This window comes from Pseudomonas sp. Pseusp9, assembly GCF_059491265.1.
Genome location: NZ_CP168500.1, coordinates 1070717 through 1083654, shown reverse-complemented (window position 1 = coordinate 1083654; position 12938 = coordinate 1070717). Strand labels below are relative to the sequence as shown.

The following is a 12938-nucleotide window of genomic DNA, read 5'->3' as shown; positions in this document are numbered from 1 at the left end:
ATCAGACTTCCGAGTCCCAGATCACCGTGATATTCCCGGAGTAGACACTCGCCGCACCAGGTCGCAACATGAACTCCATCTGGTCGGATGGAACTTCGAAGTGCAGAACCCCGGGCGCCCTGTCGACATAAAATCCCGGCCGGAACTGTTGCGCATTGTTCGGGCCGGGGTTGATCTGACGGCGCTGGACCGGTTGACCCGACATGTCCATCAAACCATTGGGCAGACTGACGCTGACCAGCACCTTCACTGCACGTGTGGAACCCTGGTCCTGGATCAGACACTCATGGGAAACGATGCTGATGTCACAATCCACCAGCATCTTGAAACGCGACGAAGCGGAGATATTGAAAGTCTGGTCACGAAACAACCGCACAGGCCTGCGTCCCGCCTGTAGCCAGCTTTGCCAGCCGCCGGCCGGGACCAACTTGACTTTTTCGCCTCCGGGCGGGATGTCGACTTTGAGGGTGTGCTGCACGTCCAGAACAAAGTGCAGTCCGAGGTAGGTGTCGTTCGGAATCATGACATCGCCCATATCAATATCGCTGCCCGGACCGATGGTGTAATTGAACATGCCCGTATAGCGCCCGGACGACATGTTCAAGGGGTTGGGGGTTCGAAGTTCGTAGGCGAAATCCAGATACTCGTAGGTCATTGCCGGAATTCGGAACCCGGGGGTTTTAACGCAAGTCCCCTGAACGGGTGTCTTCCAGAAAAAACCGTAGTCGATGTCTCCGTAAAACCCGACTCCACTGTACAGGCAAGGCGGTGGAGCATATACCCAAGTAGCGAACGGCCCTCCCCCCCACAGAAGGCGGTGCCCTTCAATTGCACTTGAAGCGCCGGTCAGATCTGCAGCCGTATGACTGAGCCGATATCGGGAACCGATACCGGCAAGACGCACTTCGACCCTTTCCGACTCTCCGGTCGCGGCATTGGTCACGGTCAATCCCCGCCACTGCGCCGCAGGAACCCCGAACATCGCGCTATTGCGATCTAACGCGTTGGCTTCCATGGCGCGTATCGAATCGAAGCTGATCGGCACCCGGATACTGAACATATTGTTCGACTCGCATTGATCGGGGTACATAGCGCAGTAGCCACTGTTCGGCGTCTTGTTAACGAACTTGTTGCGTTGTGGATTGGACGGGTCGGGGGTGAACACCGCCCTGATTTCCTGTGTCACAGCCCCGGCCGAAGGCGCCGCGAATATGGCCAGCAAACCCAGCCATTGACCCGTGCGCAGCCATCCTGAAAAAAATCGTCTGTGTTTCATCATTGCACTCCGTGTCGCAACATTGCCGGGGCCATTCAACCGGCCTTGTGTCGTGTGAGTGAGGCATCCGCCAACGTGTCTGTCGTGCAACGCAGGTCGCCGATCATCAGCACATTGTTTTCGCTGCGGTGCTGGCTTGCATCGAGGCGGAACTGGCACAACAACTGGTCGGCATGACGCACTTCCAGGGTCGGTGAACCGGCATTCATTTCCATCGAGAAGAAGCCATCGACTTCGCTCACCCCACGGCTGGCGTGGTTGATCACGTGGTGGCCCTTGAGCGGCCGACCCTGGGCATCCACCAGACGCCCGAGCACCGTGAGGGTTTTCATCACCCGCACCTTGCGGTATTCCACACCGCCCTTGTTCAAGTGATAGCGGGTGCGTGAGGGCTCGATGGTCGCCGCCGGCGCATGGTTGCCTTCGAAGTCGAAGCTCACCGAACTGTTCTGGTACGCCGTGATCGGGATGAAATTGCGCCCCGGGTGCAGGGCCGCGCTGCTACCGCTGAGGTCGTCGGCGCGCAGGGCGATGCCATCGATATCGGACTCGACATCGACGATCATCCCGGCACCCCGGCCCAGGTGCTGGCTGGTCATCAGCATTTTTTCGCCGCCGATCACCAATGTGCTGTCGACGTTCAGGCCGCCGGTGAAGTTGCCGTTGAAGGACGAGCGCTGGATAAAGCCGTCGCCGTTGATGGCGTCGGTCCGAAAATTCGCCAGGCTCGACACACCGACGCCGTAGGTATCGGTCAGTGCGGTCACCGAGACGTTCTGCAAGATGTGATCCTGCAAATCCTTGCGATAACCCAGGGATGCATTGTTGTCGCGGCTGCCGTCCCGTGCGGTGCGTGTGCCGATGCTGCCGGATATCTGCTGACCCGGCCCGCCCAATGCCATGTTGATGCTCAAGTCGACACCACGGTTACGCGCATCGCCACTGCTGAAGCTGCCTGGGCGATCAAACAACGAAAGCCGCCAGTTGGCATCGCTGCCCATCATTGTCGTGCGCTGGGTCCAGCCCAGATCCACACCAACGCCTTCAACATTGCCGTCACTGTGGGAAACCCGTGCATTCAACGAACTGCTGCGGCTGACCCGATGACTGAGCGCCAATGACGAGTTGCTGGTCTCGCCGGTGAACACGTTGCGCTGGCGTACTCGGGTACCGTCGGGCAGCGTGTCGAACGTGTTGGTGGTGTCGAGCCAGCTGCGGTTGTGGCTGACCACAACGCTGCCCGAGCCATAGTTGTACAGGCCCTGCAGATCCATACCGGTGCCGTGGTCTTCGGTCTGGTAAAAATTGGCGTAGACACTGGTGCTGTTGGCCAGGCTCCAATCGACCGAGGTGCCGTATTGCAGTTTTTCCCGCACCTGACGTGCCGACAAACCGAGGATCACCCGCGGGTGCAACAGGTAATTGATCGCCGCCCCAGCCGTGGCGTCGCCACTGTCCTGTTGATTCCAGTTGCTGAGCAGCCTGGTTTCCTGGCCAGCAAACAGGTTGTAACGCCAGCGCTCGTTGTGGTTGCGCCAGTTGGTCGGCTTGTAGATCAGCTCCTGGGTGCTCGAGGTGATCTGGCCGTCTTCGATCAGGCGCACTTCCACCTCGTAGATGCCGCCCGGTAACGGCCGGGTATCGAGGGTCTGCAGACCGGCCGGCACCGACTGGGTGTTGAGCAGCAGGCCATCGCGATAGATTTCCACCGAAGCCTGGCGGTTGGCCGTGACGTAGACCGGATACACGCTGGGCGTCGGCGAGTTGATCGCCAGGCTGTCGGAGCTGCCGAACATCAGGCCCACCGCCGTATCGGGGCTGGTGCCGAACGCGCGGGGTTGCCGGGTCAGGCCTTCGGAGTTGGGGGTGAAATAGCCCAGTCGGAAAAAACTGCCTTGCAGTTCGCGCTGGGTATAAAGCTCGTGCACGGCGTGATAGAGCTTGTCGTCCGGGCCGCCCAGACGCGACAGTTGCATGTTGAGGGCCTGGGTCCAATTGCCCAGGCTACCGCTGGCCTCAAGGCCGAAACGACCGCCCAGGTCCTGATCCTGGCCGCCGTTGAGATTGAGCTGGTTACGTACCATCAGGCCGCTGCTGCCGCCTTCGGGTTGGTCGTAAAAACGCCTGGCTTCGCTGTCGCGTTCGGCGTTTTCCGTAACGACCGACAGCAATGAGTTTTCCAGGTTGTAGTGCACCGCCAGCATCTGCTCCGGGCACTTTGCGCTGCAGGAGCCCAGTGCCACGCCGGGCTTGAGGATATCGGCCCAAGTGTCGCGCTCGCTGGCGCTGAAGCGGCTGTCGCTGGTGTCGGTGAATTCGAGCAAGGTGACCCGGTCGTCGCGAGACAACACAATCATCGCCTCGCCGAGGGGCTGTTGATCGAGTTCGACCCGAACCGCCAACGGCACATCGAAAAAGTGCTCCTCGAACTCTGCCGGCAGGCCCTTGGCCTGGGCCAGCAAACTTCGCGGCGTATTATCAACGGAAGTCGGCGCCGCAAATGCACTGCTACATAACAGCAGCGCAAGCGCTGCCGCGATGGGCGTCATCGGGAACATGAAAAAGTACTCTGATTACAGGGGAGTCAAAGCACGGTCGACAAACCGCAAAGTTTGTCGACCGAGTACGTTACTTGGAATAAGTAAGCGTTTTAGCGTCGAATGCCTTACTTAGACAGACGGTTCAACGACCAGCATGACCACACCGGTGTAGTCGCCTGCGTCCGGTTTACCGCTAGTGACTGCACTGATTTTGAACGGTGCACGATAACGCGTATTGGATTCAGTATCTCCAACGACTTCCTGCGAAGTGGTGGTCAACGTCTTGCCATTGAGTTCGACTTTCAAATCAATGGTTTTGCTACCGGCAATCAGCTTTGGAACGCCTTCGAGTCGCGCGTTGACCTTGCCGGCGGTGTGAAGGACGTCAAAGTGCCCGTCGACGGTTTTCATGGCGTCGATGCCTGGGTTGTAGCTCATGTCCTGATCCTTGTTGACCAGATCTGCATCGACGGGTACCGCGTAGAAATCGTCAGTTGGAACATTGGCAGTCAGACTGATGGAGTGCCGGGCTTCGGTAGCGGCGAAAGCCATCGAGGAGCTCAGTGCCAGAACAGCCAGAGGAGCAGCAAACGCGATTTTCTTGAACATCTTTCAGTACCTGTCTTTTAAAAGGATTAAAGAGTTGAAAGTTCCTGATGAGCAAAAACAGTCACGAGCAGTTATTTGCTCAGCTGAACTTTCAACGCCGAAAGATGATCAGGCAATTCGTCTGGAAAGTAAGCAGGCAAGTTCCTGCAAGTGCGTAGCCAAAGGGCTACCACTCTGGAAAGAAAAAATCTGAAAAAACATAAAAGCCAATGTCTGACTGTAAGAGACAGACTACAAACCGCACTTTATAAGCAATGGTTACCAACCACTCACGAAGTTACTTCTGTAAGACCGGTACTACAAGCCCCGCAAACAATAGGCGAAAACATGACATTAGAGAGTTAACACTAATTTCAAGTTATTCACCTGCATTAATACCCACTATTTTTTCGATCTTGACGGTTTTCCCAGGGGTGACGCTGGGGACGTCCGCTGGTTGGGCGGTCTTGCACTCTCAATAAGATATATCGCAATTTATATCTAAACACGACGGGAGAAAGCGAAAATGAGAGACCATCATTCCCCCACCGTGAACATGGCAATGGCCGTGACGGATTCGAGGAGCTGCTCACCATGACCTTCGCCCCAGTGGCCCGTGTCGACGCCGGGGCCCTGCTGTTCAACTACATGGAGTGCTGGCGCTGGAAGAAGGCGACGCTCTGGTCAACAAAATGCTTGAGCAGGATTTCCGGGAAAACCATTTGCGCGAAAGGTATTCAGCCCGAATGGAAACCAACAAGCGAGACCATTTGGCCAAGTCCGAGCAACTGGAGACATTGCTGCTGCTTGACCTGGGGGACGAAGAGAGGGGGGGATTGTCGAATCGTTAAGGCGAACCGGGCAGGCTGGCGACTGCTGCCCACCTGTCCGGGTACGTTGCTCTGTAATACGTCAGACTTCCGAATCCCAGATCACCGTGATATTGCCCACGTAACGCCCCCCTTCCCCCGACTGCACGATCCGCTCTACTTCAGACGGTGACATTTCGAAGTGCAAAGTCCCGGGCGCGCGATCGAGATAGAAACCGGGCTGGAACTTCATGTCGTCCTCGCCACCAACACGCAACGGACGGCGCTGCACCAGCTGGCCCGAAGAATCGGTCAAGCCTTTGGGGAGGCTGACGCTGACCTGCACCGCCGCTGTTCGCTGTGAATCCGGGTTGCGAATCGCGCAGTCGGACATCTGCTGGAACTCGCACTCCAGCTGCATCTTGAACCGCGATGAGGCGGAGATGTGGAAGGTCTGGTCGCGGAACAGCCGTACCGGATTGCGCCCTGCCTGCAACCAGCCCTGCCAGCCGCCGGCCGGTACCAACTGGACCTTGTCACCGCCAGGGGGAATGTCGACCTTGAGCGAATGCATGACATTCAGGGTGAAATTCAGGGTGATTGCCGAATCGCTCGGCAACAGGACATCGCCCATGTCGAAGTCGCCACCCGGGCCTGTGGTGTAGGTCAACGAGCCTTTGTATTCGCCTGACGACATAGCCAGCGGATTAGGTGTCCTGAGCTCATAGACATATGAAACCGAATTGAACCTGAACCAGGGAATGTCGACAGAGGGTATTCTGCCGCACGCACCCGCACCTTCGGGAACCAGCCAGAAAAAGGGCGAGAAATTGACACCGGCAGCCCCCACGGCTAGCCCGGTACAGGGTGCGGGCGCCTTACGCCATTGATCAAACCAATAGCCTCCTTGCGACCAGGCGCTGACTCCAGGGGGCCTCGCCATGTTCCAGGTGCCACCAATGCCGGCGACACGCGTCTGAACCGTCTCTCGCTCACCCGTACGGGAGTGAATGACGTCCACATTCCGCCAACTGGAAGGCACACTGAAGGTCGCCCCCTGCCTGGGATCGGCATGATTGGCGAGGATGGGTGACACCGAATTGAAGCTCAGGCCGGGTATCTTCAAACTGAAAATACCCCGCCGCACACAATCGGTGGGTATCCAATCCGGACAAACCCCGGTTTGCGGTGTCGTGTTGACGAACCTGTTAACCATCGGATTCGCCGGGTCAGGCACGAATTCGGCAGTTATTTCCTGCACCACTGCCTGGGCCGACGGCGCATGAAGCCCGGCCAGCAAGCCGCCCGTCAGGCACAAGGCTGCAACTGTTCTTAACGAAAAAAAGAATGTCATAGTGGATTGACCTGAAAATTCATACCTGCACACAAACTAGTCACCCAGCCTTTCCGGCAATGATGATGGAGCTTCATGGCGCGGCCGCACTGAAGACCAGCAGGACATTCCCGTAGTAGTCACCCGCCTTGTAGCCACCGGCCGGCATTATTGGCTGGATCTCCAGCGGAAAACGGCCGCCGGCCATGGCCTGATCCGCCGGCACCACTTGCCTTGGTTGTGGCTCATGACTCAGCTCCTGACCGTTGAAACTGACCCGCAGATAGATGTTCTGCTCGTCACGGCCATTGGACAGGTATGGCTCGCTCTCCAGCCTGGCTTCGATCGCACTGGTGTCATGCCTGACGTCGAACTGCTTGCGTAACCCGCCCAACGTCGAGGTGTTGATATTCCACGGCAGGATCTGTTCCCGATGAATCCAGTTCGATTCGGCAGGGATCACATAAAATCCCAAGGTCGGGATGTCCACCGACACTTCGAAGGTGTGCTCTTCACGCGCCGCGAAAGTCGACGCACTTAGCAGTGTCAGTGCGCCCATGCACAAGGTGATGGCCGATTGCTTGATCATGTCAGTTACCTGTTGCATAAAAAACGGAGCCGCGAGCGCACCGGGGCCTCGCCCGGCACATTCACTTGCTGGCGATGCGCAGCGTCTTTTGGCTGTCGCCTTCAACCAGATTGAACTGGTATTCGCGCCCGGGTTTCTTCTCGAACTCGAAGGTCTTGCCTGCCAGCACATGGTGCTTGGTGGTCGGTTCGCACTCGTTCTCGTTCTTGCGCGAACAGTTGCGGAACTCGTCGATCACCACCACGGTGTTGCCGTTGTTGCGCAGGCGATAACGCTCGGGGCTGTCGTCGATCACGCTGTCGAAACGCGCATTGCTCGGGCGGACAAAAAACACCGTGCCGAAACCGGTCATGACGTTGACCCCCGCCGACAGGTTCTTTTTGTATTCGTCGCGCTCCTCCGCGGAAACGGCGAACTCGTCTTCCTTTTCCGGTACCACTGGCACGAAGCGCACACGGAAATAGCGCTCGGTGTCGCGGTTGCCCATGTGCAGCAAGCGGGTGCCCTGCATGCCGTTGGCCGGCACGATCAACCGCGCCGGGCTGGCCATCAGACCATCGCGACCGCTGGCATCGGCCTGGGTCTTGACCGGCACTTCACGTGAAGTACCGTCGGCGTCGTAAAGAATTTCCAGAATGTTGACCTTGACGAACGCGGTGCTGTCGCCGCTGTTGAACACGCGCTTGAGGTAGGTGCTCTTGTCAGCATCCAGATAGTCGTACACCGTGCCCACATTGATTTGCGGGCCGGCCTGAAGCCCCAGGGAAAAACAGCACAAACCCAACAACAACCAAAACCGTTTCATACACTTGAACCTCGTAACATTGAATACAACGCAAATGCGACCCGGACGGGTCCGCCCATCAGACTTCCGAATCCCAGATCACCGTGATATTGCCCACGTAACGTCCCCCTTCCCCTGGCTGCACGATCCGCTCTACTTCAGACGGTGACATTTCGAAGTGCAAAGTCCCGGGCCCGCGATCGACATAGAAACCGGGCTGGAACTTCATGTCGTCCTCGCCACCAACACGCAACGGACGGCGCTGCACCGGCTGGCCCGAAGAATCGGTCAAGCCATTGGGCAAGCTGACGAGCACCTGTACCGCCGCTGTTCGCTGTGAATCCGGGTTGCGAATCGCGCAGTCGGACATCTGCTGGAACTCGCACTCCAGCTGCATTTTGAAACGCGATGACGCGGAGATGTGGAAGGTCTGGTCGCGGAACAGCCGTACCGGTTTGCGCCCAGCCTGCAACCAGCTCTGCCAGCCGCCGGCCGGCACCAACTGGACCTTGTCACCGCCAGGAGGAATGTCGACCTTGAGCGAATGCATGACATTCAGGGTGAAATTCAGGGTGATTGCCGAATCGTTCGGCAACAGGACATCGCCCATGTCGAAGTCGCCACCCGGGCCTGTGGTGTAGGTCAACGAGCCTTTGTATTCGCCTGACGACATACTTAGGGGATTGGGGGTTTTGAGCTCATAGACGTATTCGACCCCTCCGAATGTGAACCAGGGGACATCGACAAAAGGTTTTATGCCACAGGCGCCCGCACCTTCGGGAATGAGCCAGAGAAAGAACGAATAAGAAAGACCGGCCGACCCCACATTCACACCGGTACAGGGGGAAGGCGGGCTATTCCATGGAACGCGCCAATTCTTCCCGTCCGGCCCCCATGCACCGACCCCCGGTGGCCGAGCGATACTCCATGTACCGCCAATTCCCGAGATTCGCATCTGAACAGTCTCCCGCTCACCTGTATCGCTGTGCACGACCTCCACGCCCCGCCAACTCGAAGGCACACTGAAGGTCACGCCCTGCCTGGGGTCGGCATGGTGGGCTGGAATCAGTTGTGATGACTCAAACCTGAAGTTCGGTACCCGCAGGCTAAAGATGCCCAGATCCTTGCAACGAGTGGCCATGTATGTCGGACACACTCCTGTTTCCTTGGTCGTGTTGACGAACCTGTTAACCAGCGGATTCGCCGGGTCAGGCACGAATTCGGCGGTTATTTCCTGCACCACTGCCTGGGCCGACGGCGCATGAAGCCCGGCCAGCAAGCCGCCCATCAGGCACAAGGCCGCGACTGCTCTTAACGAAAAAAAGAATTTCATAGTGGATTGACCTGAAAACTCATACGTAAACAAAACCTCGTCACCCAGCCTTTCTGGCTTCAAAGGTCACATCCGCCAATGTCTGTGGCGTACAGCGCAGATCACCGATCATCAGCACGTTGTTTTCACTGCGATGCTGTCTCGCATCGAGGCGGAACTGGCACAGCAACTGATCGGCATGACGCACTTCCAGCGTCGGCGAGCCGGCGTTCATTTCCATCGAGAAAAAGCCATCGACTTCGCTCACCCCACGGCTGGCATGGTTGATCACGTGATGGCCCTTGAGCGGCCGGCCTTGGGCATCGAGCAGACGCCCGAGCACGGTGAAGGTTTTCATCACCCGTACCTTGCGGTACTCCACACCACCCTTGTTCAGGTGATAACGGGTGCGCGAGGGCTCGATGGTCGCCGCCGGCGCATGGTTGCCTTCGAAGTCGAAGCTCACCGAGCTGTTCTGGTACGCCGTGATCGGGATGAAGTTGCGGCCCGGGCGCAGGGCCGCGCTGCCGCCACTCAAGTCATCGGCGCGCAGGGCGATGCCGTCGATATCGGATTCCACATCGACAATCATCCCGGCACCCCGGCCTTGGTGCTGGCTGGTCATCAGCATTTTTTCGTCGCCGATCACCAACGTGCTGTCGACGTTCAGGCCACCGGTGTAATTGCCGTTGAAAGACGAGCGCTGGATAAAGCCGTCACCGTTGACGGCGTCGGTACGAAAATTCGCCAGGCTGGAAACGCCGACGCCGTAGGTATCGGTCAGCGCAGTCACCGAGACGCTTTGCAAGACGTGGTCCTGCAGGTCTTTGCGATAACCCAGCGAAGCGTTGTTGTCACGGCCGCCGTCCCGGGCGGTGCGCGTGCCGATGCTGCCGGAGATCTGCTGCCCCGGCCCGCCCAATGCCACGCTCATGCTCAGATCGACGCCGCGGTTGCGCGCATCGCCGCTGCTGTAACTGCCGGGACGGTCGAACACCGACAAGCGCCAGTTGGCATCGCTGCCGAACAAGGTCGTGCGTTGCGTCCAGCCGAGGTCCAGGCCGACGCCTTCGACGTTGCCATCACTGTGGGAAACCCGCGCATTGACCGAGTTTTGGCGACTGATCCGGTGGCTCAGCCCCAACGATGAGTTGCTGGTCTGGCCAGTGAACACATTGCGTTGGCGCACACGAGTGCCATCGGGCAGCGTGTCGTAGGTATGGGTGGTGTCGAGCCAGCTACGGTTGTGACTGACTACCACGCTGCCCGAGCCATAGTTGTAAAGCGCCTGCAGATCGGCACCGGTGCCATGATCTTCGGTCGTATACAGATTGGCGTACAGATTGAGGCTGTTGGCCAGGCTCCAGTCGATGGAGCTGCCGTACTGCAACTTGTCGCGCACCTGACGTGCCGACAAACCGAGGATCACTCGCGGGTGCAGCAGGTAATTGATCGCCGCACCGGCGGTGACTTCGCCGCTGTCCTGCTGATCCCAGTTGCTGAGCAATTTGCTTTCCTGCCCGGCAAACAGGTTGTAACGCCAACGCTCGTCATGGTTGCGCCAGTTGGTCGGCTTATAGATCAGCTCCTGAGTGGTCGAGGTGATCTGGCCGTCTTCGATCAGGCGCACTTCCACTTCGTAGATGCCGCCCGGTAACGGCCGGGTATCGAGGGTCTGCAAACCGGCCGGCACCGACTGGGTGTTGAGCAGCAGGCCATCGCGATAGATTTCCACCGAAGCCTGACGGTTGGCCGTCACGTAGACCGGATACACGCTGGGCGTCGGCGAGTTGATCGCCAGGCTGTCGGAGCTGCCGAACATCAGGCCCACCGCCGTATCGGGGCTGGTGCCAAACGAACGGGGTTGCCGGGTCAGGCCTTCGGAGTTGGGAGTGAAATAACCCAGGCGAAAGAAACTGCCTTGCAATTCGCGCTGAGTATAAAGCTCGTGCACGGCGTGATAGAGCTTGTCGTCCGGGCCGCCCAGACGCGACAGTTGCATGTTGACGGCCTGGCTCCAATTGCCCAGGCTACCGCTGGCTTCCAGGCCAAATCGACCGCCCAGGTCCTGATCCTGGCCGCCATTGAGATTGAGCTGGTTGCGCACCATCAGGCCGCTGCTGCCGCCTTCGGGTTGGTCGTAAAAACGCCTGGCTTCGCTGTCGCGTTCGGCGTTTTCCGTAACGACCGACAGCAATGAGTTTTCCAGGTTGTAGTGCACCGCCAGCATCTGCTCCGGACACTTTGCGCTGCAGGAGCCCAGTGCCACGCCGGGCTTGAGAATAGCGGCCCAGGTCTCGCGCTCGCTGGCGCTGAAGCGGCTGTCGCCGGTGTCGGTGAAATCGAGCAGGGTAATTCGATCATCGCGGGATAACACGATCATCGCCTCACCCAGAATTTGTTGATCAAGTTCCACCCGAACCGCCAATGGCACATCGAAAAAGTGCTCTTCGAAGTCCGCCGGCAAACCTTTGGCTTGAGCGAGCAAACTTCGGGGTGTCGTGCCATTGTTGTTTACTGGCGTCGCCAATGCACTTGCGCAGAAAAAAAGTGCGAGCGCAGCCGCGATGGGAGTCATCGGGAACATGAACGAAATACTCTGAGTTTTAACGATCAAGACAGTAAAAAGCCCGGTCGACAGAGGGCATGAACTGTCGACCGGTTAATGATTACCTGATGAGACTTGCTCTCACCGGTATCAAGAACATCAAAGCGTTGGAAGCACCGCATCAAAGCGCATGGCGACTACGCCAGTGTACTCACCTGCCTTGTAGCCACCGCTTGGCTTGGTAGGAGCGACTACCAGTTCAACACGCTTGCCTGGCGTGGATTCATCCTCGCCAACTACTTCCACCGGTGTGGTTACGTTCAGCGCCTTGCCGTTGAACGTTACGGTCATCGGGATTTTGTCAGCGACTACACCGTTGGACAGGCTGGCTTCTTCTTCAAGCACCGCGTGAATCGAGCCATCGGTGTTTTTCGTGTCGAACTGCGCACGCAAGGCGCTCAATTGTTCGGTAATCGGGTCGTAGCTCAGGCGCTGATCCTTGACGATCAAATCAGGGTCTACCGGCAATACGTGAAAAACCTTGGTTGGAACCGATGCGACGATATTAATGGAATGACGCGCTTCGCCTGCAGCGAAAGCCATCGAAGAACTCAGTGCCAGGATAGCCATTGGCGTAGCGATTGCGATTTTCTTGAACATCTTTCAGTACCTGTTTTTAAAAAGATCGAGGCGCTGAAAATTTCTGATGAGCAACACTGTCACGAGCAGCTATTTGCTTAACCGAGCTTTCAACGCCGAAAGATGATCGATCAATTTGTCAGAAAGGTATGTAGGACAAATCTGAAGGTCTTGTAGCCATAGTTTCGCAAACAAATAAAAAAGTCTGAAGCGGCAATAAACCTACAACATGACGGCAAGATTCGGACTACAAATCATGTCTACCCATTAATTTCAGCACGACACTCGCACTGCGAAGTCTGTAAGACCAATACACAGATTCAACAAATAAAAACCAACGGTGCCAGATTGGAGAGTTAACGCTGAATTCAATATGTGCATCTATCCAACAATTATCTTTTTTCGATTTTGGCTTCGTTTATCAGCCCGGTTTTGCCAGGCCTTTCAGGGCGACCGTCGGTCGAAAGCTCTTGCTCTCCAGTTAAGATATATCTTAAGTTGTATCTAAACACGACGAGAG

At 57.4% G+C, this 12938-nt stretch carries 11 protein-coding genes; 2 read left to right on the top strand and 9 right to left on the bottom strand.

The features are described 5' to 3' along the window. Window position 1: 1 nt before the first annotated feature. The 3 genes from ACEN8E_RS04795 to ACEN8E_RS04785 form a co-directional block, all read right to left on the bottom strand. A complete protein-coding gene (locus tag ACEN8E_RS04795; RefSeq protein WP_495591641.1) occupies window positions 2-1279 on the bottom strand; it encodes a hypothetical protein in 1278 nt (425 codons plus the stop codon). A gap of 32 nt (window positions 1280-1311) precedes the next feature. Then, window positions 1312-3834, bottom strand: a complete 2523-nt coding sequence (locus tag ACEN8E_RS04790; protein WP_495591640.1) for a CS1-pili formation C-terminal domain-containing protein — start codon at window positions 3832-3834, stop codon at window positions 1312-1314. Window positions 3835-3945: 111 nt separating this feature from the next. Next, on the bottom strand, window positions 3946-4425 hold the full coding sequence (locus tag ACEN8E_RS04785) for a CS1 type fimbrial major subunit (protein WP_495591639.1): 480 nt from the start codon (window positions 4423-4425) through the stop codon (window positions 3946-3948). Here ACEN8E_RS04785 and ACEN8E_RS04780 point away from each other — a divergent pair. Further along, window positions 4418-4618, top strand: coding sequence for a hypothetical protein (locus tag ACEN8E_RS04780; RefSeq protein WP_495591638.1), 201 nt, complete (start codon window positions 4418-4420; stop codon window positions 4616-4618). The genes ACEN8E_RS04785 and ACEN8E_RS04780 overlap by 8 nt on opposite strands. Window positions 4619-5057: 439 nt before the next feature. Next, a complete protein-coding gene (locus ACEN8E_RS04775; protein WP_495591637.1) occupies window positions 5058-5255 on the top strand; it encodes a hypothetical protein in 198 nt (65 codons plus the stop codon). Between the two features lie 61 nt (window positions 5256-5316). Here the strand turns inward: ACEN8E_RS04775 and ACEN8E_RS04770 are convergent, their stop codons facing one another. The 6 genes from ACEN8E_RS04770 to ACEN8E_RS04745 form a co-directional block, all read right to left on the bottom strand. Further along, window positions 5317-6567 carry a hypothetical protein gene (locus ACEN8E_RS04770; protein ID WP_495591636.1) on the bottom strand — a complete coding sequence of 417 codons (1251 nt, stop codon included), beginning with the start codon at window positions 6565-6567 and terminating at the stop codon, window positions 5317-5319. Between the two features lie 73 nt (window positions 6568-6640). Continuing rightward, window positions 6641-7135: a CS1 type fimbrial major subunit gene (locus ACEN8E_RS04765; RefSeq protein WP_495591635.1), complete on the bottom strand. Its 495-nt coding sequence runs from the start codon at window positions 7133-7135 to the stop codon at window positions 6641-6643. 61 nt (window positions 7136-7196) lie between these two features. Further along, window positions 7197-7940 (bottom strand): molecular chaperone, encoded by a 744-nt coding sequence (locus ACEN8E_RS04760; RefSeq protein WP_495591634.1) that lies wholly within the window; start codon window positions 7938-7940, stop codon window positions 7197-7199. Between the two features lie 58 nt (window positions 7941-7998). Next, the gene (locus ACEN8E_RS04755; protein WP_495591633.1) at window positions 7999-9252 is read right to left on the bottom strand and encodes a hypothetical protein; all 1254 of its coding nucleotides are present in this window, start codon (window positions 9250-9252) and stop codon (window positions 7999-8001) included. Window positions 9253-9292: 40 nt separating this feature from the next. Continuing rightward, window positions 9293-11818, bottom strand: a complete 2526-nt coding sequence (locus ACEN8E_RS04750; RefSeq protein WP_495591632.1) for a CS1-pili formation C-terminal domain-containing protein — start codon at window positions 11816-11818, stop codon at window positions 9293-9295. Window positions 11819-11938: 120 nt separating this feature from the next. Further along, a complete protein-coding gene (locus ACEN8E_RS04745) occupies window positions 11939-12439 on the bottom strand; it encodes a CS1 type fimbrial major subunit (RefSeq protein WP_495591631.1) in 501 nt (166 codons plus the stop codon). Between the last annotated feature and the right edge of the window lie 499 nt (window positions 12440-12938).